General features: G+C 63.0%; 20 protein-coding genes and 3 tRNA genes. 21 read left to right on the forward strand and 2 right to left on the reverse strand.

Annotation, left to right across the window (positions count from 1 at the left end; translation table 11 throughout):
* Positions 1 to 6 precede the first annotated feature (6 nt).
* Together QEG70_RS10105 and QEG70_RS10110 are read right to left on the reverse strand one after the other, a co-directional pair.
* Positions 7 to 1,572 carry a DEAD/DEAH box helicase gene (locus QEG70_RS10105; protein WP_308720532.1) on the reverse strand — a complete coding sequence of 522 codons (1,566 nt, stop codon included), beginning with the start codon at positions 1,570 to 1,572 and terminating at the stop codon, positions 7 to 9.
* Positions 1,573 to 1,786: 214 nt separating this feature from the next.
* On the reverse strand, positions 1,787 to 2,239 hold the full coding sequence (locus QEG70_RS10110; RefSeq protein ID WP_308720533.1) for a CopD family protein: 453 nt from the start codon (positions 2,237 to 2,239) through the stop codon (positions 1,787 to 1,789).
* 136 nt (positions 2,240 to 2,375) lie between these two features.
* Between QEG70_RS10110 and QEG70_RS10115 the strand changes: the two genes are divergently transcribed.
* The 21 genes from QEG70_RS10115 (at position 2,376) to nuoL (ending at position 22,993) form a co-directional block, all read left to right on the forward strand.
* Positions 2,376 to 3,839, forward strand: a complete 1,464-nt coding sequence (locus tag QEG70_RS10115; protein ID WP_308720534.1) for an NAD(P)H-hydrate dehydratase — start codon at positions 2,376 to 2,378, stop codon at positions 3,837 to 3,839.
* Positions 3,840 to 3,920: 81 nt separating this feature from the next.
* Positions 3,921 to 4,005 (forward strand) — tRNA-Leu (locus tag QEG70_RS10120).
* 97 nt (positions 4,006 to 4,102) lie between these two features.
* Positions 4,103 to 5,440 carry a trigger factor gene (tig, locus tag QEG70_RS10125; protein WP_308720535.1) on the forward strand — a complete coding sequence of 446 codons (1,338 nt, stop codon included), beginning with the start codon at positions 4,103 to 4,105 and terminating at the stop codon, positions 5,438 to 5,440.
* A 265-nt stretch (positions 5,441 to 5,705) separates the two neighbouring features.
* A complete protein-coding gene (locus QEG70_RS10130; RefSeq protein ID WP_061272180.1) occupies positions 5,706 to 6,341 on the forward strand; it encodes an ATP-dependent Clp protease proteolytic subunit in 636 nt (211 codons plus the stop codon).
* Positions 6,342 to 6,475: 134 nt separating this feature from the next.
* Positions 6,476 to 7,735, forward strand: a complete 1,260-nt coding sequence (gene clpX, locus QEG70_RS10135; RefSeq protein ID WP_061272182.1) for an ATP-dependent Clp protease ATP-binding subunit ClpX — start codon at positions 6,476 to 6,478, stop codon at positions 7,733 to 7,735.
* 160 nt (positions 7,736 to 7,895) lie between these two features.
* Positions 7,896 to 10,391 (forward strand): endopeptidase La, encoded by a 2,496-nt coding sequence (gene lon, locus QEG70_RS10140; RefSeq protein ID WP_308720536.1) that lies wholly within the window; start codon positions 7,896 to 7,898, stop codon positions 10,389 to 10,391.
* Between the two features lie 181 nt (positions 10,392 to 10,572).
* Positions 10,573 to 10,860, forward strand: a complete 288-nt coding sequence (locus tag QEG70_RS10145) for an HU family DNA-binding protein (protein WP_061272185.1) — start codon at positions 10,573 to 10,575, stop codon at positions 10,858 to 10,860.
* Positions 10,861 to 10,942: 82 nt separating this feature from the next.
* A tRNA-Val gene (locus tag QEG70_RS10150) sits at positions 10,943 to 11,017 on the forward strand.
* Between the two features lie 34 nt (positions 11,018 to 11,051).
* A tRNA-Asp gene (locus QEG70_RS10155) sits at positions 11,052 to 11,128 on the forward strand.
* A 290-nt stretch (positions 11,129 to 11,418) separates the two neighbouring features.
* Positions 11,419 to 11,784 (forward strand): NADH-quinone oxidoreductase subunit A, encoded by a 366-nt coding sequence (locus QEG70_RS10160; protein ID WP_061272187.1) that lies wholly within the window; start codon positions 11,419 to 11,421, stop codon positions 11,782 to 11,784.
* A gap of 23 nt (positions 11,785 to 11,807) precedes the next feature.
* Positions 11,808 to 12,389, forward strand: coding sequence for a NuoB/complex I 20 kDa subunit family protein (locus QEG70_RS10165; protein WP_061272189.1), 582 nt, complete (start codon positions 11,808 to 11,810; stop codon positions 12,387 to 12,389).
* Positions 12,382 to 13,047, forward strand: coding sequence for an NADH-quinone oxidoreductase subunit C (locus tag QEG70_RS10170; RefSeq protein WP_308720537.1), 666 nt, complete (start codon positions 12,382 to 12,384; stop codon positions 13,045 to 13,047). Before QEG70_RS10165 ends, QEG70_RS10170 begins: the two co-directional genes overlap by 8 nt.
* Positions 13,048 to 13,051: 4 nt before the next feature.
* The gene (locus tag QEG70_RS10175; RefSeq protein ID WP_308720538.1) at positions 13,052 to 14,308 is read left to right on the forward strand and encodes an NADH-quinone oxidoreductase subunit D; all 1,257 of its coding nucleotides are present in this window, start codon (positions 13,052 to 13,054) and stop codon (positions 14,306 to 14,308) included.
* 5 nt (positions 14,309 to 14,313) lie between these two features.
* Positions 14,314 to 14,964 (forward strand): complex I 24 kDa subunit family protein, encoded by a 651-nt coding sequence (locus tag QEG70_RS10180; RefSeq protein ID WP_308720539.1) that lies wholly within the window; start codon positions 14,314 to 14,316, stop codon positions 14,962 to 14,964.
* A 5-nt stretch (positions 14,965 to 14,969) separates the two neighbouring features.
* The gene (gene nuoF, locus QEG70_RS10185) at positions 14,970 to 16,295 is read left to right on the forward strand and encodes an NADH-quinone oxidoreductase subunit NuoF (RefSeq protein WP_308720540.1); all 1,326 of its coding nucleotides are present in this window, start codon (positions 14,970 to 14,972) and stop codon (positions 16,293 to 16,295) included.
* Between the two features lie 5 nt (positions 16,296 to 16,300).
* Positions 16,301 to 18,367, forward strand: a complete 2,067-nt coding sequence (nuoG, locus tag QEG70_RS10190) for an NADH-quinone oxidoreductase subunit NuoG (RefSeq protein WP_308720541.1) — start codon at positions 16,301 to 16,303, stop codon at positions 18,365 to 18,367.
* Positions 18,368 to 18,371: 4 nt separating this feature from the next.
* Positions 18,372 to 19,394: an NADH-quinone oxidoreductase subunit NuoH gene (gene nuoH / locus QEG70_RS10195; protein ID WP_061272199.1), complete on the forward strand. Its 1,023-nt coding sequence runs from the start codon at positions 18,372 to 18,374 to the stop codon at positions 19,392 to 19,394.
* Positions 19,394 to 19,882 carry an NADH-quinone oxidoreductase subunit NuoI gene (gene nuoI, locus QEG70_RS10200; RefSeq protein WP_061272200.1) on the forward strand — a complete coding sequence of 163 codons (489 nt, stop codon included), beginning with the start codon at positions 19,394 to 19,396 and terminating at the stop codon, positions 19,880 to 19,882. Before nuoH ends, nuoI begins: the two co-directional genes overlap by 1 nt.
* 78 nt (positions 19,883 to 19,960) lie before the next feature.
* Positions 19,961 to 20,734 carry an NADH-quinone oxidoreductase subunit J gene (locus QEG70_RS10205; RefSeq protein WP_308720542.1) on the forward strand — a complete coding sequence of 258 codons (774 nt, stop codon included), beginning with the start codon at positions 19,961 to 19,963 and terminating at the stop codon, positions 20,732 to 20,734.
* The gene (gene nuoK, locus QEG70_RS10210; protein ID WP_078524400.1) at positions 20,727 to 21,050 is read left to right on the forward strand and encodes an NADH-quinone oxidoreductase subunit NuoK; all 324 of its coding nucleotides are present in this window, start codon (positions 20,727 to 20,729) and stop codon (positions 21,048 to 21,050) included. The genes QEG70_RS10205 and nuoK overlap by 8 nt, the downstream gene beginning before the upstream one ends.
* 5 nt (positions 21,051 to 21,055) lie before the next feature.
* Positions 21,056 to 22,993, forward strand: coding sequence for an NADH-quinone oxidoreductase subunit L (nuoL, locus tag QEG70_RS10215; RefSeq protein WP_308720543.1), 1,938 nt, complete (start codon positions 21,056 to 21,058; stop codon positions 22,991 to 22,993).
* Positions 22,994 to 23,014 lie beyond the last annotated feature (21 nt).

A 23,014-nucleotide genomic window follows, 5' to 3' on the forward strand; every position in this document is an offset into this window, starting at 1 on the left:
CCCTGTTTATTCGTCAGCCGGGACGACGGGCTTTTCCCGGCGTGGCAACTGCATGAAGGCGGGCATATCATCGCCAAACCCGGTAACGGCATGGTCAGGCGCCGCCGGAAGCAGGCCCTGGTCGCGGCGACCCGCACCCGTGGCGGACGCAGTGCGGCTGCGCGAAGGCTTGGGCGCAGGTGGCGCTTCCTCAACCGGTGCCGCCGGTGCGGGGGCAGGGGTGGCCGCGTTGCTCTTGCGGCGCGAGCCGCCTTCCGTGCGGGATTTGCGACGACCGCCCGCAGGGCGCGGCTCATCCGACCATTCCAGGTTATCCACGCCTTTGACCTCAATTCGGGGTATGGGTTTGCCCGTCAGTTTCTCGATAGCCTGGGCCAGCCCCTCTTCGTCAGGGGTTGCGAGGCTGTAGGCGTGGCCGGTGCGACCGGCACGGCCGGTACGGCCGATTCGATGCACGTAGTCCTCGGCATGGAACGGCAGGTCGAAGTTGAACACATGCGACAGGCCGCCAATGTCGATCCCGCGGGCTGCAATGTCGGAGCAGACGAGGATTTTCAGCGCGCCCGACTTGAACGCCTCAAGGGTGGAGAACCGCACCGACTGCGGCAGGTCGCCATGCAGCGCACCGGCTGAAAAGCCGTGCTTGATAAGGGATTTGCACAGCACATCCACATCGCGCTTGCGGTTGCAGAACACGATGGCGTTCTGCATGTCCGCCTCACGCAGGAGCTTGCGCAGCGCGCGGCGCTTGTCCGCTGCATCGACAATGGCAAGCCCGGTCTCGATGGTGGACGCCACGGAGGAGGGGCGGCTGACCGTGATCTCCTTGGGGTTGCTGAGGAACGCATCGGCCAAGCGGCGGATTTCAGGCGCCATGGTGGCCGAGAAGAACAGCGTCTGGCGCAGCGGCGAGAGCATGCCCACGATCTTCTCGATATCGGGGATGAACCCCATGTCGAGCATGCGGTCGGCCTCGTCGATCACCAGCAGCTTGGTCTGGGTCAGCAGCAGGCCGCCGCGCTCGAACAGGTCGATCAGGCGGCCCGGCGTTGCAATCAGCACGTCCACGCCGCGATTGAGCACTTCCTTCTGCTCGGCCATGCTCTCGCCGCCAATCAGCAGCGCATGGGTCAGCTTGAGGTGCTTGCCGTAATTGACGAAATTCTCGGCCACCTGCAGCGCCAGCTCGCGCGTGGGCTCGAGGATCAGCGAACGCGGCATGCGTGCCCGGGCGCGTGAACCCTGAAGGATCTCGAGCATGGGCAGCGTGAACGAGGCCGTCTTGCCCGTGCCGGTCTGGGCCACGCCAAGTACGTCGCGGCCCATCAGCACATAGGGGATGGCCTGCGCCTGGATGGGGGTGGGATGACGGTATCCCATTTCATCAATGGCGCGCTGGATGGGTTCGGACAGGCCGAGTTCCGAAAACAGGGGCAGCGCCTCTTCCTGCGCCGGGGGGGCCTGTTCTGGCGCGTCAGGCGGCAGGGCGGCATCCGTGCTGGTGGCGGGGGCCGGGGCTGCCGCCTTCTTTGCGGAACGGGTCGGGGCGGGGGACGTTTTTTTGGCGCTCAAATTACTCTCGAACGTATCAGCAGATGAATATGGCCCCGTCCGATTGCCACCGTGTCGCGCTGTATCAGGCTGCCGTCCCTGATGTACCTGCAGCAATGCAGGGAAGGGGAGTGTGACACGCGACGGGGAGAAACCCCTCAAAGTGCCACATTCCCTGTGCCTATCGAGATTTGCAATGGAAATCAAGGGGGCGTGAGGTCGCGCCCCATATTTGTCAGAAAGGATGGGCCAGGCAGGCGGTGATGATGGTCAGGATGCCGATGCCGGTGTTGAGCAGAACCAGCGAGCGGATCGAGTCGAACTGCCCCGGCTGCGGGCGCAGGGCGCGGCGGGCCTTCTGGTAGGGGCCGAAATAGATGCGCGCGAAGATGCCCGCCATGATCAGCCCAAGCAGTTGCATGAGGTTGATCTGCCACGGCAGTGAGGCGAACCCGCCCTCGTGCCAGATCATGAGCCAGCCACTCACCAGCACCATGGGCATGGTGTGCCACACGATGCGGAAGAAGCGGTTCAGCGTCTGCAGGTGCACCGAGGCGCGCTGCGTTGCATCGAGCAGGTTCAGGCTGGGCTTGAGCACGAAGGCCGCATACATCATGCCGCCAACCCAGGCCGCCATGCCTGTAATGTGGAGTGCGAGCACAAGGCTCCAGACAATGGAAAGGGACATGAAGCCTCCTTGCAGGGGTAAGGAATAAGGAAAACGCTCACCTGCCATAAAGCAGGATACGGGATGCTTGTTTCCTCATTCCTGTATCATGTGCAAGGCCAGTGCGGCAGCCAATTGCCGGGAAAGGGAAAAGAACATGCCCGCGAACGAACAGATGCAACCCCCCGAAGCCACGCGCCTCGTGCTGCCCACGCCAGCGCAGATGGGCCGGATCGACGCCGCCGCCGCCCGTAGCGTGCCGGTGTCAACATTGATGGAAAACGCGGGCCGCGCGGTGGCGCGCGCCATACGCCAGCACATGCGCCCGTGCCGGGTGCTGGTGCTGTGCGGGCCGGGCAATAATGGCGGCGATGGGTACGTGGCTGCCCGCAGGCTGGCCGAGCAGGGCTGGCCGGTTTCGGTGGCGCGCCTCGCCACCCCGCGCCCCGGCGGGGATGAGGCGGCCGCCGCTGCCCTGTGGCGCGGGCCAATGGTGCCGTTTACGCCTGAAAGCGCTGCCGCCTTCGACCTGGTGGTCGATGCGGTGTTCGGCGCGGGGCTGAGCCGCGATGTGGCAGCCGACGTGGTGGCCGTGCTCGGGGCTGCGCGGCGCATCGTGGCCATCGATATGCCCAGCGGTGTGGATGGCGCGACGGGTGCGGTGCGTGGTGGCGCGGCGCAGGCGGAGATGACCGTGACCTTCTGCCGCCTCAAGCCCGGCCACCTGCTGCTGCCCGGCCGCACGCTGTGCGGGCGCATGGTGCTGGCCGATATCGGCATTCCCGAATCCGCGATTGGCGATGTTGCGATTCGCACCTGGCGCAATGAGCCCGGCCTGTGGCGCACGCCGCCATGTACGGTGAACTCCTATAAATACAGCCGGGGCGTTGTCAGCATATGCGGCGGGCGCGAGATGCCGGGCGCGGCCCGTCTTTTCGCCGCGGGCGCGCGGGCGGCGGGGGCGGGGCTGGTGCGGCTGGCCGTGGGTGACAGCGCGGAGGTTTACCGCATGACCGCGCCCGCGGGCCTGATCGTGGATTCCGACCCGCTGGAAACTCTGCTGGAAGACAGGCGCCGCCATGTGTGGGTGTGCGGCCCCGGCCTTTCGGTAGCGGAAGTGGCGGCGGTCTTTCCAGTCCTGGTGGGTGCAGGGCGTGCGGTGATTGCCGATGCCGGGGCCTTCAGCATGGCGGCAGGCCACCCGGAGCGGCTGAAGGGGGCAGCCATCATCACGCCGCATATCGGCGAGTTCTCGCGCGTGTTCGGCAAGCCGGGTGCCGACCGGGTGGAGGCTGCACGCAAGGCCGCCTGCGAGACGGGTGCCGTGACGGTGCTCAAGGGGCCGGATACCATCATCGCATCGCCTGATGGCCGGGTGGCGATCAACGAACATGCCACCCCCATGCTGGGCACGGCGGGTTCGGGCGATACGCTGACCGGCATCATCGCCGCCATGCTCGCCGCCGGCATGCCCGCATGGGCGGCGGCATGCGCCGGGGTCTGGCTGCATGGCGATGCGGCGCTGCACGCGGGGCAATGGCCGCTGGCCGAGGATTTCGACCGCCATATCGGCACGGCCCGCCACCGCGCGGAGGGGCTGGCGAAAAAAGTTTTCGGCTGAAAAGCCCAATCCTTTTCCCTTCGCATCTTGCCCCATGGCCTGTGGTGCGCTAAAGCCGTGCGCTTACAGGCTGGGCACTGTGCGGGCGTGGTGGAATTGGTAGACACGCCAGATTTAGGTTCTGGTGGCGCAAGCCGTGGGGGTTCAAGTCCCTCCGCCCGTACCAATGATCCCGGCAAGTCGCGTTATGCGAGCAGACGTGGTGGCCCCAACCGGCTTCTTGCGTTCTTTGACACGTTCTGACCGAGAGGATGGCCTGGCAGATGCAGGTTACTGAAACGCTTTCCGATGGCCTGAAGCGCGGTTTCACCGTTACGGTGCCCGCAGCAGAAATCGAGAGCAAGCGCACCGCGCGCCTGAAAGAAGTTGGACAGTCCATGAAGCTGCCGGGTTTCCGCCCGGGCAAGGTGCCGATGAGCATCCTGCAGCAGCGCTTTGGCGAATCCGTGCAGGGTGAGGTGCTGGAGCAGGCGGTGAGCGAGGCAACGCGCACCCTGCTTGACGAGCGCGGCCTGCGTCCTGCCATGCAGCCGAAGGTTGACCTCGTTTCCGGCAGCGAGCCGGGCAGCAAGGAAGACCTGAAGTTCACGGTCGAGTTCGAGCTCCTGCCCGAGATCACCATTCCCGACCTGTCCACCCTGTCGCTCGTGCGCCTCAAGTCCGAGGTGAATGCCGAGACGGTGGACAAGGCGCTCAAGGAAATCGCGAGCCGCCAGCGCGAGTTCGAGAAGGTCGAGGAAGATCGCCCCGCCGCCGATGGCGACGTGGTGAGCGTGGACTTCGTGGGTAAGGTTGACGGCACGGCCTTTGAAGGCGGCTCCGCTGACGATGTGAACGTCGAACTCGGCGGCGCTGGCTTCATCCCCGGTTTTGCCGAGCAGATCGTGGGCATGAAGGTCGGTGAAGAAAAAGTGATCACCGTCACGTTCCCCGCTGATTACGGCGCGGAGCACCTTGCGGGCAAGGAAGCCACCTTCGACATCAAGGTGAAGGAACTCAAGCGCCCGGTCGAAGCCAAGATCGACGACGAGCTGGCCAAGAAGCTCGGCTTCGAGGGGCTTGAGCAGGTGCGCGAGCTGATCACGCAGCAGGTGACGCAGGAATACGACCAGCTTTCCCGCCTGCGCCTCAAGCGCGAGCTGCTCGACAAGCTGGCTGAAAAGACCGACTTCCAGGCGCCTCCGGGCATGGTGGATGCCGAGTTCAGTCAGATCTGGGCCCGCATCGAGGAAGACCGCAAGGCCGGCCGCCTCGATGAGGAAGACAAGGACAAGGACGAGGACACCCTGCGCGCCGACTATCGCAAGATTGCCGAGCGCCGCGTGAAGCTTGGCCTGCTGCTTGCCGAAATCGGTCGTGTGAACAACATCACCGTGACGCAGGAAGAAATCGTTCACGCCGTCCGGGCCGAAGCCGCGCGCTATCCGGGCCAGGAACAGGCCGTGTTCGAATATTTCAGCAAAAACCCGCAGGCGGTCGATGGCCTGCGTGGCCCGATCTTCGAGAACAAGGTCATCGACTACATCGTCGAGCTGGCCAAGGTCGAGGATAAGGTCGTGACGCCGGAAGAACTGGCCGAAATGCCGGAAGCTGACGTCTGATCCGCTCTGGCGGCATAGGTAACGCCTGCGGCGCGCGGAAGGGGACTTCCGCGCGCCGTATGTGTTTGTAGAACAGGGGAGCACGCGCGGATTGTGCGGCCCGTTTCTGGCAAAATGACAGGGATGGGGTGGTATCTGGCGTGTTTGTCTCTATTTTGTCATAAGTAACCGGGAAGGGTCCGGCTGCGCCTGCGCTGTCCGTGCCTCCTGCACCGGGCGCGTAACGTGGAACGGGCCCTTGCTTTTCAGGATCGGGAATATGGCTATGAGGGATCGGGATCCCGTAGAGATCTTCAATAACGCTCTGGTACCGATGGTGGTCGAACAGACCTCCCGTGGGGAACGGGCATTCGACATCTATTCCCGCCTTCTGCAGGAACGGATCATCTTTCTCACCGGGCCGGTCTATGACCAGGTCTCGGCGCTGGTTTCCGCGCAGCTGCTTTATCTGGAAAGCGTGAACCCCAGCAAGGAAATCTCGTTCTACATCAACAGCCCCGGCGGCGTGGTGTCGGCGGGGCTCGCCATCTACGACACCATGCAGTACATCCGCTGCCCCGTCAGCACGGTGTGCATCGGGCAGGCGGCCTCGATGGGGTCGCTGCTGCTGGCAGGTGGCGAGAAGGGGCGGCGATTCGCGCTGCCCAATTCACGCGTCATGGTGCACCAGCCTTCGGGCGGGGCACAGGGCCAGGCCAGCGATATCGAGATCCAGGCGCAGGAAATCCTGACCATCCGCCAGCGCCTGAACGAGATCTACAAGGAGCACACCGGCCGCACGCTCGAGGAGATCGAGCAGAAGCTGGAGCGCGACAGCTACATGTCCGCCGAAGAGGCGCAGGCATTCGGCATTGTGGATGAAGTGGTCCGTCGTAACGTTGCATCAAAACCTGCAGAGTAATCTGCATCAGGGGGCGCGTTCGCAGGCGCGCTCCCGGCCCCGGTGGGGAAGGGTTGCCTGCGGCGGTCCGGGCAGCGTCTATCGCCCGGTCGCAAGGTATGGAGAAGTTCCCCCGAGCGGGAATAGGAGCGGTTATGAATAACAAGTCCGGCGATTCCAAAAATACGCTTTACTGCTCGTTCTGCGGCAAGTCGCAGCATGAGGTCCGCAAACTGATCGCCGGTCCCACCGTGTTCATTTGCGATGAATGCGTCGAATTGTGCATGGATATCATCCGTGAGGAGCACAAGACGCATCTGGTCAAGTCGCGCGACGGGGTGCCTACGCCGCGTGAAATCTCCAAGATTCTCGATGATTACGTCATCGGGCAGAGCCATGCGAAGAAGGTGCTGTCGGTGGCGGTGCATAACCACTACAAGCGCCTTGCCCATGCCCAGAAGAACAATGATGTCGAGATTGCAAAATCCAACATCATGCTCATCGGCCCCACCGGCACGGGCAAGACCCTGCTGGCCCAGACGCTCGCCCGCATCCTTGACGTGCCCTTCACCATGGCCGACGCCACCACCCTGACCGAAGCGGGCTATGTGGGTGAGGATGTGGAGAACATCATTCTCAAGCTTTTGCAGGCGGCCGACTACAATGTGGAGAAGGCCCAGCGTGGCATTGTCTATATTGACGAGATCGACAAGATATCGCGCAAGTCGGACAACCCCTCCATCACCCGCGACGTGAGCGGCGAGGGCGTGCAGCAGGCCCTGCTCAAGATCATGGAAGGCACGGTTGCTTCCGTGCCGCCGCAGGGCGGGCGCAAACACCCGCAGCAGGAATTCCTGCAGGTTGATACCACCAACATGCTGTTCATCTGTGGTGGTGCGTTCGCGGGGCTCGACAAGATCATCAGCGCGCGCGGCAAGGGTTCGGGCATTGGCTTCGGTGCCGATGTGCAGTCGCCCGACGAGCGGCGCATGGGGGCCGTGCTGCGCGAGGTGGAACCAGAGGATCTGCTGAAATTCGGCCTGATCCCCGAGTTCATCGGCCGCCTGCCCGTGGTCGCCACGCTCGAGGATCTTGATGAGGCCGCCCTGATCGAGATCCTGACCAAGCCCAAGAACGCGCTCGTCAAGCAGTATGCCCGCCTGTTCCAGATGGAAGACGTGCAGCTCACCTTCACCGAGGATGCGCTGCGGCAGGTGGCCCAGCGCGCGATTGCGCGGCGCACGGGGGCCCGTGGCCTGCGTGCGATCCTGGAGAGCATCCTGCTGTCGACCATGTTCGACCTGCCCGGCCTGAAGAATGTCGAGGAAGTGGTGGTCAACAAGGAAGTGGCCGAGGGCAAGGCGCAGCCCGTCTATGTGTATGGCAAGAACCAGCCGGCCGAACAGTCCGCCTGACGGTCTGGCCGCTTTACGCCGAATTGCCGGCACCACTTGTGGTGGCGGCGCGTCGTGACAACATTGATGTGAGGTTGTCGCATATGCGGCGCAACGGATGGGCAGGCCACATGCTTGGGTGCCCATCCGGGATCGTCCATCAGGAGGTCAAAAAAACAATATGTCTGAAACTGACAGACTGACTCCCGTGCCCGAAGGCACGGAAACCACCGATACCAACACCACCAGCACCCCCGTCGCCGCCACGCGTGGCGTGGAGGAAGCTGAAGATGACATGACGCGTGACACGATTGCCGTGCTGCCCCTGCGCGATATCGTCGTCTTCCCGCACATGATCGTGCCGCTGTTCGTGGGGCGTGAGAAATCCGTCCGCGCGCTTGAGGCGGTGACGCGCAGCGACAAGCAGATCCTGCTCGTGGCCCAGAAGAACGCGGCGCAGGATGACCCCACGCCCGAGGATATCTATCGCTACGGCACGGTCTCGACCATCCTGCAGCTTCTCAAGCTGCCCGATGGCACGGTCAAGGTGCTTGTCGAGGGCGGCAGGCGCGCCCACATCACCGCGCTGCACGAGGTCGATGGTCATTTCGAGGCCGAGATCGAGGACGTGCCCGAGCAGGAAACCGATGGCAAGGAAGCCGAGGCCATTGGCCGCACGCTGATCGGCCAGTTCGAGCAGTACATCAAGCTGAACAAGAAGATCGCACCCGAGGTGCTGGTCTCGCTCAACCAGATTGATGACCTGTCGAAGCTTGCTGACACCATTGCCAGCCATCTGAACCTGAAGATTCCCGAAAAGCAGGAAATCCTCGAAATCCAGGACGTGAATGCGCGCCTGGAGCGGGTTTTCGCGCATATGGAAGCCGAGATCGGCGTGCTTCAGGTGGAAAAGCGCATCCGCAACCGCGTGAAGCGGCAGATGGAAAAGACCCAGCGCGAGTACTACCTCAACGAGCAGCTCAAAGCGATCCAGAAGGAGCTGGGCGAAGGCGAGGACGGCAAGGACGAGACCGCCGAGCTTGAGGAAAAGATCGCCAAGACCAAGCTGAGCAAGGAAGCGCGCGAAAAGGCCCTGGCCGAGCTGAAAAAGCTGCGGAGCATGAGCCCGATGTCCGCCGAGTCGACGGTGGTGCGCAACTATCTCGACTGGATTCTGGGCATTCCGTGGAAGAAGCGCTCGAAGGTCCGCCATGACCTGTCCGAGGCCCAGAAGGTGCTCGACACCGACCATTACGGGCTGGAGAAGGTCAAGGAACGCATCATCGAGTATCTGGCCGTGCAGAGTCGCGCCCAGAAGCTCAAGGGTCCGATCCTGTGCCTCGTGGGGCCGCCGGGCGTGGGCAAGACCTCGCTCGCCAAGTCCATCGCCAAGGCGACGGGGCGGCAGTACGTGCGCATGTCGCTCGGTGGCATGCGTGATGAGGCCGAGATCCGGGGCCACCGCCGCACCTATATCGGCTCCATGCCGGGCAAGATCATCCAGGGCATGAAGAAGGCCAAGACGTCGAATCCGCTCTTCCTGCTTGATGAGATCGACAAGCTCGGCGCTGACTGGCGCGGTGATCCGTCTTCCGCCCTGCTGGAAGTGCTGGACCCCGAGCAGAATTCGACCTTTGGCGATCACTATCTCGAGGTCGATTATGACCTGTCGGATGTGATGTTCATCACCACCGCCAACAGCCTGAACATGCCCCAGCCGCTGCTGGACCGCATGGAGATCATCCGCCTGTCTGGCTATACGGAGGATGAGAAGGTCGAGATTGCCAAGCGTCACCTGCTGGGCAAGCAGACGGAGGCCAACAACCTCAAGCCGGGCGAGTGGACGGTGTCGGATGATGCCCTGCGCGAGCTGATTCGCAGCTACACGCGTGAGGCGGGCGTGCGTAACCTTGAGCGCGAAATCGCGACACTGGCCCGCAAGGCCGTGACCGAGATCGTGACTGGCAAGGCCAAGACCGTGGCGATCACGGCCGAAAACCTTGAAAAATACGCAGGGGTGAAGCGATTCCGCCATGGCGAGACCGAGTCGGAAGACATGGTCGGAGTCGTGACCGGGCTGGCCTGGACGGAAGTGGGCGGAGAAATCCTGACCATCGAAAGCGTGATGGTGCCCGGCAAGGGCAACGTCAAGCTGACCGGCAAGCTCGGCGACGTGATGAAGGAAAGCGTCGCGGCAGCCCTGTCCTACGTGCGTAGCCGTGCGGTGACCTTTGGCATCGCCCCCGACCTGTTTGAAAAGCGCGACCTGCACGTGCATGTGCCTGAGGGCGCTACGCCCAAGGATGGTCCTTCGGCCGGTATCGCCATGGCCACCTCGATTGTGAGCGTGATGACGGGCATCCCCGTGCGGCGCGACGTGGGCATGACCGGCGAGATCACGCTGCGTGGCCGTGTGCTGCCGATTGGCGGCCTGAAGGAGAAGCTGCTGGCCGCCCACCGCGCGGGGCTGCGCACCATCTTCATCCCCAAGGATAACGAGAAGGACCTGGTGGATATCCCTACGGTGGTGACCGAGGCGCTGACCATCCTGCCGGTCTCGCATGTGGATGAAGTGATTGGCCAGGCACTGGTGGAAAAGCCCGAGCCGATCGAGTGGACGGAGCCGGTGGCGGCCTCCTCCACCGAAGGGACTGCAACACCTGCATTGACGCATTGAGCGCCGTAGGGCAGGGGTGCGTGGTCGCAAAATTGTCATGATGGAGGGGAATGACGGTTTTCTCTGTCATTCCCCGAATTCTGTTGGTTGACGTGAGAAAAAACAGCGGCATAGTGCGAGCAGAAATGCGGCGCGATGTTTGAACGATTGCGTAAGCGCACAGTACAAAGAAAGGCGTAAAATGGAGAAGCCACTTAACAAGCAGGAACTGGTTGCTGCGGTAGCCGAGGAAGCCGATCTGGCCAAAGCCAAGGCTGGCGAAGTGGTTGATGCGGTTTTCGGTGCGATCGAAAAGGCGCTGGCAAACAATCAGGAAGTCCGTCTGGTCGGTTTCGGCACGTTTGTCACGGCGACCCGCAAGGCCGCCAAGGGCCGCAACCCCCGCACGGGTGAACCGCTGGACATTCCGGAATCCACGTCCGTGCGTTTCAAGCCGGGCAAGAACCTGAAGGAAGCGGTCAGCAAGTAAGACCGCCTGTTTTCAGGAAAAAAAGAGGGGGCAATCCATTTTCCGGGTTGCCCCCTTTTTTGTAATCCCTTACTAGGGGCGCGGGCGATTAGCTTAGCGGTAGAGCATCTCGTTTACACCGAGAGGGTCGGCGGTTCGATCCCGTCATCGCCCACCATGTTTTCCTGTTTCCGCACAGGAACGTGCCCCATGCGGGTGTAGCTCAGTTGGTTAGAGCGCCGGCCTGTCACGCCGGAGGTCGCGGGTTCGAGCCCCGTCACTCGCGCCATTATGGCGCACAGCCCATCATCATGTTCCGCAGCACGCCAGATGCATCGCACTGGCGTTTTTTTATGCCCGTTTTTCCACACGGAAAAATGAGAACAATAAATCGTGCCATTATAGTCGTGAAAGACGGTGTTAACGGAAGCGTTACTGTATTCATCTTCACGGTAATGTTCATGACTGCACACGGTTAAGTAACTGTTCCCTCCACCATGTTGGGTCTAGCATCCGTTCAGCCACATATAAGTCGATAAAGACACCGGGCGGCGTATTAACAGGTTGGGAACACGGAAGATGCATTCCGTTATCGCTGATTATTTACCCGTACTGATATTCGGGTGCATTGCTGTGGTGATCGCGGGGGCCATGCTGGGCAGTTCGCTGCTTTTCGGCCACCAGAAACCCTATGCCGAGAAAACGTCGGCCTATGAATGTGGTTTCGAGGCATTTGACAATGCCCGCCGCCGTTTTGACGTGCGGTTCTATCTGGTGGCGATCCTGTTCATCATTTTCGACCTTGAGGTCGCTTTCCTCTTTCCCTGGGCGCTCAGCCTGTCGCGCATCGGCTGGTTCGGCTTCGCGTCCATGATGGGTTTCCTCGGCGTTCTGGTCGTCGGCTTCATTTACGAATGGAGCAAGGGCGCCCTGGACTGGGATTGAGCATGACAAGGGGAGGCGCCCCAATGGGCAACGACGATACATCAGGGCCAGGCCGGCCCGCTGACAGCATTGCCTGGAACCGCGAGATGCTGCCCCCCGGGCCGGAGCAGGATGCGGTGATAAAGGGCATCACCGGTGAAATGACGGAAAAGGGCTTTGTCGTCGCCAGTCTCGACAAGCTGGTCAACTGGGGGCGCACGGGCAGCCTGTGGCCCATGTCGTTCGGGCTGGCCTGCTGCGCGGTGGAAATGATCCACGCCTACATGCCGCGCTACGACCTTGACCGCATGGGCATCATCCCGCGTGGCTCGCCGCGCCAGTCAGATGTGATGATCGTGGCGGGCACGCTGACCAACAAGATGGCCCCGGCCCTGCGCCGGGTGTACGACCAGATGGCCGAGCCGCGCTGGGTCATCTCCATGGGGTCATGCGCAAACGGGGGCGGGTATTACCATTATTCCTACTCCGTCGTGCGCGGGTGCGACCGGATCGTGCCAGTGGATGTGTACGTACCCGGCTGCCCGCCCACGGCGGAGGCGCTGATCTACGGCATCCTGCAGCTGCAGAAAAAAATCCGCAGGACGGGGACAATCCGCCGTGGCTGATGCACCAAACCTTCCCGCAAGCCAGCCGCGTGGGGTCACGGGCAGCCTTGGGGCGATCAGCTTCCGGCTTTCCACCACCGTGCCGGGTATCATCTGCGCTGGCATCGAAAAGGGCGAACTGGTGGTGCGCACCACGCGCGACCGCCTGCTCCCCCTCATGGCCATGCTGCGCGACGACCCGCTTTATGCCTGCCAGCAGGTGATGGACATATGTGGCGTGGACTTTCCTGATCGCGCCGAGCGGTTCGAGGTGGTCTATAACCTGCTGTCAGTCACCCATAACCACCGCATCCGCGTGATCGTGACCACGGATGAGACCCATCCCGTGCCGTCGGTGCACCAGCTCTGGCCCGCCGCCACATGGTGGGAGCGCGAGGCCTATGACCTGTTCGGCATCCTGTTCACCGACCAGCCGGACCTGCGCCGCATCCTGACCGATTACGGCTTCGAGGGGCATCCGCTGCGCAAGGACTTCCCGCTGACCGGTTATGTCGAGATGCGGTACGACGAGGAACGGCGGCAGGTGGTCTATGAGCCGGTCGATCTGGTGCAGGACTTCCGCAATTTCGACTTTGAATCGCCATGGGAAGGCATCCTGACCCTGCCGGGCGATGAAAAGGCCCATACCGACCGCCACGACATCAAGCGAAAGGGCTGAGCCGATGAGCGATGTCACCCTGCGTAGCGATACGGACATTCCCGACAGCCTGCTGCCTGAAGAACCCGATGGCGAGGTGAAGCGCCATGTGGTGGAGATTGATTCCCACGCGCTGAACTTCGGCCCCCAGCATCCTTCCGCCCACGGCGTGCTGCGGCTGGTGCTGGAGATGGAGGGCGAGGTCGTGGCCCGTGCCATTCCGCATGTGGGCCTGCTGCATCGTGGCACGGAAAAGCTGATCGAATACAAGACCTACCCCAAGGCGCTGCCCTATTTCGACCGGCTCGATTACGTCTCGCCCATGTGCGAGGAGCAGGCGTTTGCGCTGGCGGTGGAAAAGCTGCTCAACATCGAGGCCCCGGACCGCGCGAAGTGGATCCGGGTGATGTTTGCCGAGATCACGCGCATCCTCAACCATATCCTCAACCTGACCTCCTTCGGGCTGGATTGTGGCGCGTTGACGCCTGCGCTGTGGGGGTATGAGGAACGCGAGAAGCTGATCGAGTTCTATGAGGCGGCATCCGGCGCGCGCTTTCATGCCAACTACATCCGCCCCGGCGGCGTGTCACGCGATCTGCCTGCCGGGCTGGAGGAGCGCATTGCCAACTGGGCGCAGACCTTCCCGCAATGGATTGATGACCTTGAATCCCTGCTGACCAGCAACCGCATCTGGAAACAGCGCACGGTGGGCATTGGCGTATTCACCACCGAGCAGGCGCTGGCCTGGGGCTTCAGCGGGCCGTGCCTGCGCGCCTCCGGCGTGCCGTGGGACCTGCGCCGCAGCCAGCCCTACGATAATTACGACAAGGTGCAGTTCAACGTGCCCGTAGGCCGGCAGGGCGACTGTTATGACCGCTATCTCGTGCGCGTGGCCGAGATGCGTGAGAGCGTGAAGATCGTCAACCAGTGCCTTGAGCAGATGCGCCCCGGCCCGGTGAAGGTGCAGGATCACAAGATCACACCACCGCCCCGGCGCGAGATGAAGCGCTCGATGGAGGCGCTGATCCATCACTTCAAGCTGTTTACCGAAGGCTATCACGTCCCGCCCGGCGCCACCTACACCGTGACCGAAACGCCCAAGGGTGAGTTTGGCGTGTATCTGGTGGCCGATGGCAGCAACCGCCCGTATCGCTGCAAGATCCGGCCCACGGGTTTTTCCCATCTCCAGGCCATTGATGAGATGTCGCGCCGCCACATGCTGGCGGATGCCGTGGCCATCATCGGGTCGCTCGACCTGGTGTTTGGCGAGATTGACAGGTGACCGACATGTCCACCCAGCCCACTGCGCCCACGGGCGCGGAACCCACCCATTTCGCATTCGATGCCGAGAGCGAGCAGCAGATCGCGGTCATCCTTGCCAAATACCCGCCCGAGCGCAAGGCAAGCGGCGTGCTGCCGCTGCTTTACGTGGTGCAGAAGCAGATGGGCCGCCAGACCGGCAGCGCGTGGATACCGCGCATCGCCATGGATGTGGTGGCCGAACGCCTCGAGATGGCGCCGATCCGTGTCTATGAGGTCGCAACCTTCTACCTCATGTTCAACACGAAGCCGATTGGCCGCTATCACCTGCAGGTCTGCACTACCACCTCGTGCTGGCTGCGCGGGTCGGATGATGTGACGGCGGCGTGCAAGAAGGCCACGGGCATAAAGGCATTTGGCGAGACCAGCACGGACGGCCTGTTTACCCTGACGGAGGTGGAATGCCTCGGCGCCTGCGCCAATGCGCCGATTTTGCAGGTTGATGATGATTACTACGAGGATCTCGACGGCCCGCGCACGCTTGAGCTGATCGAGGCCCTGAAGCGTGGCGAGCGCCCCACGCCCGGCCCCACCATCGACCGCCTCAATTCAGCCCCGGCAGGCGGGCGCAGGGTGCTGGTGGATGAGACGGCGGCCAAGCCGCAGGGACAGGGGTAAGGCGCATGTTGCAAGACAAGGACCGCATCTTCACCAACCTGTATGGCCAGGGTGACTGGACGCTGGCCGGTGCCCGCGCCCGGGGCGACTGGGATGGCACGGCGGAAATTCTCGCCCGTGGGCGCGATGCCATCATCGGCGAGATGAAGGCATCCGGCCTGCGCGGGCGGGGTGGGGCTGGCTTTCCCACCGGGGTCAAGTGGTCGTTCATGCCGCGCAAGAATGACGGGCGGCCGCATTACCTTGTCATCAACGGCGATGAATCCGAACCCGGTACCTGCAAGGACCGCGAGATCCTGCGCCACGATCCGCACAAGCTGGTGGAGAGTGCGCTGATCGCCTCCTTCGCCATGGGGGCGCATGCGGCCTATATCTACATTCGTGGCGAGTTCTACAACGAGGCCATGCACCTCCAGCACGCCATTGACGAGGCGTACGAGGCGGGCCTTATCGGCAGGAACGCCTGCGGCTCGGGCTGGGATTTCGATTTCTACATCCATCGCGGCGCGGGTGCATATATATGCGGCGAGGAAACGGCCCTGCTCGAAAGCCTTGAGGGCAAGAAGGGCCAGCCGCGCATGAAGCCACCTTTCCCCGCCGCCATGGGCCTGTATGGCTGCCCCACCACGGTCAATAACGTGGAGAGCATTGCGGTTTCCGCCACCATCCTGCGGCGCGGGGCGGCATGGTTTGCGGGGCTGGGGCGGCCCAATAACGCGGGCAGCAAGCTCATGGCCATCTCGGGCCACGTCAACACGCCGTGCGTGTTTGAAGAAGAGCTGGGCGTGCCGATGCGCGAGATCATTGAAAAGCATGGCGGTGGCGTGCGTGGCGGGTGGGACAACCTGCTGGCCGTCATTCCCGGTGGCTGCTCGGTGCCCATGCTGCCGCGCGATGTGTGCGAGAGCGTGCTGATGGATTACGACAGCCTGCGTGCCGAAGGCTCCGGCCTTGGCACGGGCTGCATGATCGTGATGGACAAATCCACCGACATCATCGCGGCCATCGCCCGGTTCTCGAAATTCTTCAAGCATGAAAGCTGTGGCCAGTGCACGCCGTGCCGCGAGGGCACGGGCTGGATGATGCGCATCATGGAACGCATGGTGGAAGGCCGCGCCGAGATCGAGGAAATCGACATGCTCGAGCAGGTCACCCGCCAGGTGGAAGGTCACACCATCTGCGCGCTGGGCGATGCGGCGGCGTGGCCCATACAGGGGCTGATCCGCCGGTTCCGCCCGGTGATGGAGGAACGCATCCACGCCTACAAGGCGGCGCATGGCGGCGGCCGACCGGTGCAGGTGCCCACCGGCCTTGTTGAAGCGGCGGAGTAGGAACAGTGGTCAAAGTAACCGTTGACGGTATTGTGGTGGATGTAGCCCCCGGTTCTTCCGCGCTGCAGGCATGCGAGGCGGCGGGCAAGGAAATACCGCGCTTTTGCTACCATGAGCGGCTGTCGGTCGCGGGTAACTGCCGCATGTGCCTTGTTGAAGTATCCGGCGGGCGCAAGCCGGTGGCCTCATGCGGCTTTCCCATCGCCAATGGCATGCAGATATTTACCGACACCGAAGTGGTGCGCCGCGCCCGCCGGGCGGTGATGGAGTTCCTGCTCATCAATCACCCGCTTGACTGCCCCATCTGCGATCAGGGCGGCGAGTGCGACCTGCAGGACCAGGCCTTCGGCTACGGGGCGGATCATTCGCGCTACCGCGAGAACAAGCGCGCGGTGACCGACAAGTATCTCGGCCCGCTGGTCAAGACGGTGATGACACGCTGCATCCAGTGCACGCGCTGCATCCGCTTTTCCACTGAGGTGGCGGGTGTTCAGGAACTCGGTGGCGTATCACGTGGCGAGAACCTCGAGATCACCAATTATGTCGAGAAGGCGCTGACATCCGAACTGTCAGGCAACCTGATTGATATCTGCCCCGTTGGCGCGCTGACCTCGCAGCCCTACGCCTTCAGTGCCCGCCCGTGGGAGCTGAAACGCACGGACTCCATTGATGTGTGCGATGCGGTGGGCACCAACATCGTCATGCAGGCCCGCGGGGCGTCGGTGCTGCGCATCGTGCCGCGCATCAATGATGAAGTGAACGAGGAATGGCTGGCCGACAAGGGGCGCTTCGTGGTCGATGGCTTCCGCCGCCGCAGGCTTGACCGGCCCTGGGTGCGGGTGGAGGGCAAACTCCAGCCCGCAAGCTGGGCGGATGCGTTCTCGCTCATTGCAACGCGCCTCAAGGGCGTGCCGGGTGCCCGCATTGGCGCGATTGCCGGTGACATGTGCGACGCCGAGAGCCTGATGGCGCTGAAAGACCTGATGGGCATGCTCGGCTCGCCCAATATCGACTGCCGTCAGGACGGCGCGCGTTACGATACATCGCGCCGTGACTTCTATACTTTCAATACTGGTATTGCCGGCATTGACGAGGCGGATGCGCTGCTGATCGTAGGCTCCATCCCCCGGCAGGAAGCCCCGGTGCTCAATGCCCGCATCCGCAGGCGGTTTGTCGATGCGGGACGCGGCAAATTTTCCATCGCCATGATCGGCGCGCCCAATGCCGATCCGACCTACACGGCAGACGTGCTGGGCGAGGGGCCGGACACGCTGGCCAAACTCGCGGCAGGCGAACTGCCTTTTGCCGAGGTGCTGGCCAACGCCAAGAACCCCATGATTATCGTGGGCCACGGCGCACTGACCCGCCCCGACGGGCAGGCCATTGCAAAGGCGTGCTGGGACCTGGCGGTGCAGGCGGGCGCCATCCGCCCCGACTGGCACGGCTTCAACGTGCTGCACACGGCGGCCAGCCGCATGGCGGGCCTTGACCTTGGCCTCGTGCCCGGCCCGCAGGGGCGTGACGTGGCGGGCATGCTGAAGGGTGGCGTGGACGTGCTGTGGCTGATGGGTGCTGATGAGTTCGCGGTGCATGACATCGGGCCGGACACGTTTGTCATCTATCAGGGCCACCATGGCGATGCCGGTGCCGCGCGGGCGGATGTGATCCTGCCCGGCGTGCTCTATGCCGAAAAGCCGGGCACCTACACCAATACCGAAGGCCGCGTGCAACGCGCCTTTCGCGCGGTCATGCCGCCGGGCGATGCGCGTGAGGACTGGCGCATCCTGCGTGCCTTCTCGGAGGTGGCGGGCCGCAAGCTGCCCTATGACACGATCGAGGCCCTGCGCACGCGCATGGCACAGGCACACCCGGCCTACGGGCAGGCGGAGCATGCCCGCCCTGGTGCAGCGGATACGACCGCTCCCCAGGCCGGCAGCGTGACGGTGGCGGCAACGCCCTTTCACCCGGTCATCGCCGATTATTACCTGACCCATGCCGTGTGCCGCGCAAGCCCGACCATGGAAACCTGTTCGGGGATTTACGTGCGCCCCGCAACCGAGGCGGCGGAGTAGGGACATGGCGGATTTCTTCTTTCACACCACGCTTGGCCAGCTTCTGCTGATCGTGCTCGAATCCCTTGCGGTGCTCGTGCCGCTGCTGCTGGGCGTGGCCTACCTTACGCTGGCCGAGCGCAAGGTCATGGCCGCGATGCAGTTGCGCAAGGGGCCGAACGTGAACGGCCCGTTCGGCGTGCTGCAGGCCTTTGCCGATGCCATCAAGATGCTGACCAAGGAGACGGTCATCCCGTCTGGCGCCAACCGGATGCTGTTCCTGTTTGCGCCCTTCCTCACCTTCTCGCTGGCCATGATCGCGTGGGCGGTCATTCCCACCGGCAACGGGCTGGCCATTGCCAACATCAATGTGGGCATCCTCTACCTGCTGGCCATCTCGTCGCTCGGTGTCTACGGCATGCTGATTGCGGGCTGGGCGTCGAACTCCAAATACGCCTTTCTCGGCGGGCTGCGCTCGGCGGCGCAGATGGTGTCGTATGAGGTGTCCATCGGGCTGGTGATCGTGTCGGTGCTGCTGGCTGTGGGCAGCCTCAACCTCAACGACATCGTGCTGGCGCAGCGCCATGTGTGGTTCTGCCTGCCCATGTTCCCGATGTTCATCGTGTTCTTCATCTCGGCGCTGGCCGAGACCAACCGCGCGCCGTTTGACCTGCCCGAGGGCGAGAGCGAACTGGTGGCAGGCTTCTTTGTGGAATATTCGGCGCTCGCCTTTGGCCTGTTCTTCCTGGGTGAATACGCGAACATGTTCCTCATGTCCGGCATGGTCAGCATCCTGTTCCTGGGTGGCTGGCTGCCGCCGCTGGCGATTGCACCCTTTACATGGATACCGGGGCCTTTGTGGCTGATCGCCAAGATCCTGTTCTGCCTGTTCGTGTTCATCTGGGTGCGCGCGACATTTCCCCGCTACCGCTACGACCAGTTGATGCGACTGGGCTGGAAGGTGTTCCTGCCGTTCTCGCTGGCGTGGATGGTGCTGACCGCGGGGTTCCTGATGGTAACGGGCCTTCTGCCCGGAGGAGCAGGCTGATGAATGCGTTAACCAAAGCCGCCCGCTCCATGCTGCTCGCCGAGCTTGCGGCAGGCATGGGGGCAACGCTGAAGGCGTTTTTCAAGCCCAAGGCCACGATCAACTACCCCTACGAAAAAGGTGTGCTTTCGCCGCGCTTCCGGGGCGAGCATGCGCTGCGCCGCTATCCCAATGGGGAGGAACGCTGCATTGCGTGCAAGCTGTGCGAGGCGACATGCCCCGCCGAGGCGATCACCATCGAGGCCGAACCGCGCGATGACGGCTCGCGCCGCACCACGCGCTACGACATCGACATGACCAAATGCATCTATTGCGGCCTGTGCGAGGAAGCCTGCCCGGTGGATGCGATTGTCGAAGGGCCGAATTATGAGTTCGCGACCGAAACCCGCGAAGAACTGATGTACGACAAGGACAAGCTGCTGGCCAATGGCGACCGCTGGGAAAGCGTGCTGGCCCGCAGGCTCGAGCTTGATGCCCCGTACCGCTGAACGTGCATGGCCGCCCCGGCCCATGCCGGGAAAGCCTTGCCAGCAGGAGGAAACATCCATGCGGCAGGAAACCTACCCATGATGACCCAGATTGTCTTTTACGTTTTTGCTGCGGTTCTGGTCCTGTCCGCCACCATGGTGGTGAGCGCGCGCAACCCCGTGCATTCGGTGCTGTTCCTGATCCTCGCCTTCTTCAACGCAGCCGGGCTGTTCCTCATTGCAGGGGCCGAGTTCCTGGCGATGACGCTGGTCATTGTCTATGTGGGCGCGGTGGCGGTCCTTTTCCTGTTCGTGGTCATGATGCTGGATGTCAACTTCACGCAGATGCGTGAAAGCGTGCAGCGTTACGCGCCCATTGGTGGGGTTGTGGGTGGCGTGCTGCTGGTTGAACTGCTCATGGCGTTCATGCACTGGCGCGCGGCAACCAATATCGGGCAGATCGCGCATCTCGTGCCCTCGTCACCCACGCGCACCAACACGGCGGCGCTGGGTGATGTGATCTACACCCACTACATCTTCCTGTTCCAGGCCTGCGCGCTGGTGCTGCTCGTGGCCATGATCGGGGCGATCGTGCTCACCCTGCGCGAGCGGCCTACAGGACGGCGGCAGAACATCGACCGCCAGCACGACCGCACGGTGGCGGATTCACTTGAAATGCTGCAGGTGCCGCTTGGCGCGGGCGTTGATGCGCAGGGCGGCTTCCTGCGTCCGCATGAGAGCTACGACATCGCCGCCGTGCCCGGCACCTATGGCACCGAGGCCTGGCGCGTGGCCGAAGCACGCGAAGCAGCCGGCAACGCGCTGGTGGTGACGACGCCTGCGACTGGCACGAAAGGAGAGGGCGATGAATAGCCCGATTGAGGCCATTGGCCTGACACCCTACCTCAGCATTGGCGCGATTTTGCTGGTGCTTGGCGTGTTCGGCATTTTTCTCAACCGCAAGAACGTCATCATCATCCTGATGTCGATCGAGCTGATCCTGCTTTCGGCCAACATCAATTTCGTGGCGTTCTCGGCTGCGACCGGCGACCTGTCGGGGCAGGTGATGACCCTGTTCGTGCTGACCATCGCGGCGGCGGAATCCGCCATCGGGTTGGCCATTGTCACGGTGTATTTCCGTAATCGCGGCTCGATCGAAGTCGACGATATCACGATGATGAAGGGGTAAGGGACATGCAGGCGGCATCCTTCCTGTTTGAAGTCGCGGTCTTCGCGCCCCTGATCGGGTTTCTCATCGCCGGTGGCTTTGGCCGCCTGATGGGCGACAGTGCTGCGCGGTTCACCACCATTGCCCTCATGCTGTGCGCGGCGCTGTCCGCCATTGGCGTGCTGGGCTTCGAGATGGGAGGCGTGAACCCGATTGTCGTGCCGGTTGCCGACTGGATCCATGCGGCAGGCTTTACGGCCGACTGGCAGTTACGCATGGACATGCTCTCGGTCAGCGTGGTGGCCATGGTCACGACCGTGTCGCTGCTGGTGCATGTGTACAGCGTGGGCTACATGGCGGATGAGAAGCAGGCGGTCTGCCGCTTCTTCGCCTATCTCTCGCTGTTTACCTTCGCCATGCTCATGCTGGTCACGTCCGACAACCTGCTCCAGCTCTTCTTCGGCTGGGAAGGGGTGGGGCTCGCGAGCTACCTGCTGATCGGCTACTGGTATGACCGCCCTGCGGCATGTGCTGCCGCCATCAAGGCGTTCGTGGTCAACCGCATTGCCGACCTGTTCTTCCTTGTCGGCATCTCGCTCATCTACATCCGGCTGGGCAGCGTGTCGTATGATGCGATCTTTGCCGCCATTCCGTACCACATGCATGACACGTTCCAGCTTTTCGGCACGCATCCGCTGCTGGAGGTGATCGCGACCCTGCTGTTCATTGGCGCCATGGGCAAGTCGGCGCAACTGTTCCTGCATACCTGGCTGCCTGATGCGATGGAGGGGCCAACCCCGGTTTCCGCCCTGATCCACGCGGCCACCATGGTCACGGCGGGGGTGTTCCTGATGGTGCGCATGTCGCCGCTGGTGGAACTCGCACCCGTAACGCGCGACCTGATTATCCTGATTGGTGGCACCACCAGTTTCTTTGCCGCAACCGTTGGGCTGGTGCAGCCCGACATCAAGCGCACCATTGCCTATTCCACCTGCTCGCAGCTTGGCTACATGTTCGTGGCCGTTGGCGTGGGGGCGTATCAGGCCTCGATGTTCCACCTCACCACGCATGCCTTCTTCAAGGCGCTTCTGTTCCTTGGGGCTGGCTGCGTGATCCATGCCGTGCATGACGAGCAGGACATGTTCCGCATGGGCGGGCTGTGGCGCAAGATTCCCTATACCTACGCCGCCATGTGGATCGGCAGCCTCGCACTGGCCGGTATCTTCCCGTTTGCGGGGTATTGGTCGAAAGATGCCATTCTGGAAGCCGCATGGATGTCAGGTTCCTCCATGGGGCATTATGGCTGGGTCATGGGCTGCATCACCGCGTTCCTGACTGCGCTGTATAGCTGGCGGCTGATCTTCCTCGTGTTTCATGGCAAACCGCGTGACGTGCACCTGCATGAGGGCGCGCATGAAAGCCCGCCTTCCATGATGGTGCCGCTTGTGGTGCTGTCGGTCGGCGCCGTGCTGGCAGGCGTTGTGCTGGCGCCGTTCTATGTGGGTGCCAACCAAGCCGGGTTCTGGGGCGAGGCGATTGCCAGCCTGCCGGGGCATGACATCATGGAGCGCCTTGAGCAGACCCCGGGCCTGATTGCGCTGGTGCCGACCTTCGCTGCCATTGCGGGCATTGCGGTGGCCTATCTGTGCTACATGGCAAGCCCCGGCATTCCGGCCACGCTGGCGCGCAGCCTGCGCCCGCTTTACCTGTTCCTGCTCAACAAATGGTACTTTGATGAGGTGTACGATGCCGTGTTCGTGCGCCCCTACCGCGCGCTGGCGCGGCTGTTGTGGAAGGGCGCTGACGAAGGCGTTGTCGAAGCGATACCCGAAGGGCTGGCCAGGCTGACCGCAGGCACCGCAGGCCAGGCCGTGCGGGTGCAGACCGGGTCGATGGCGGTCTATGCCTTTTCCATGCTGATCGGGCTGGTGGTGCTGCTGACCACCATCCTGTTCGCCAGCTAACCCCAAGGATGTCAGGGCCAA

The sequence above is a fragment of the Komagataeibacter xylinus genome, assembly GCF_031081985.1.
Lineage (GTDB): Bacteria > Pseudomonadota > Alphaproteobacteria > Acetobacterales > Acetobacteraceae > Komagataeibacter > Komagataeibacter xylinus_E.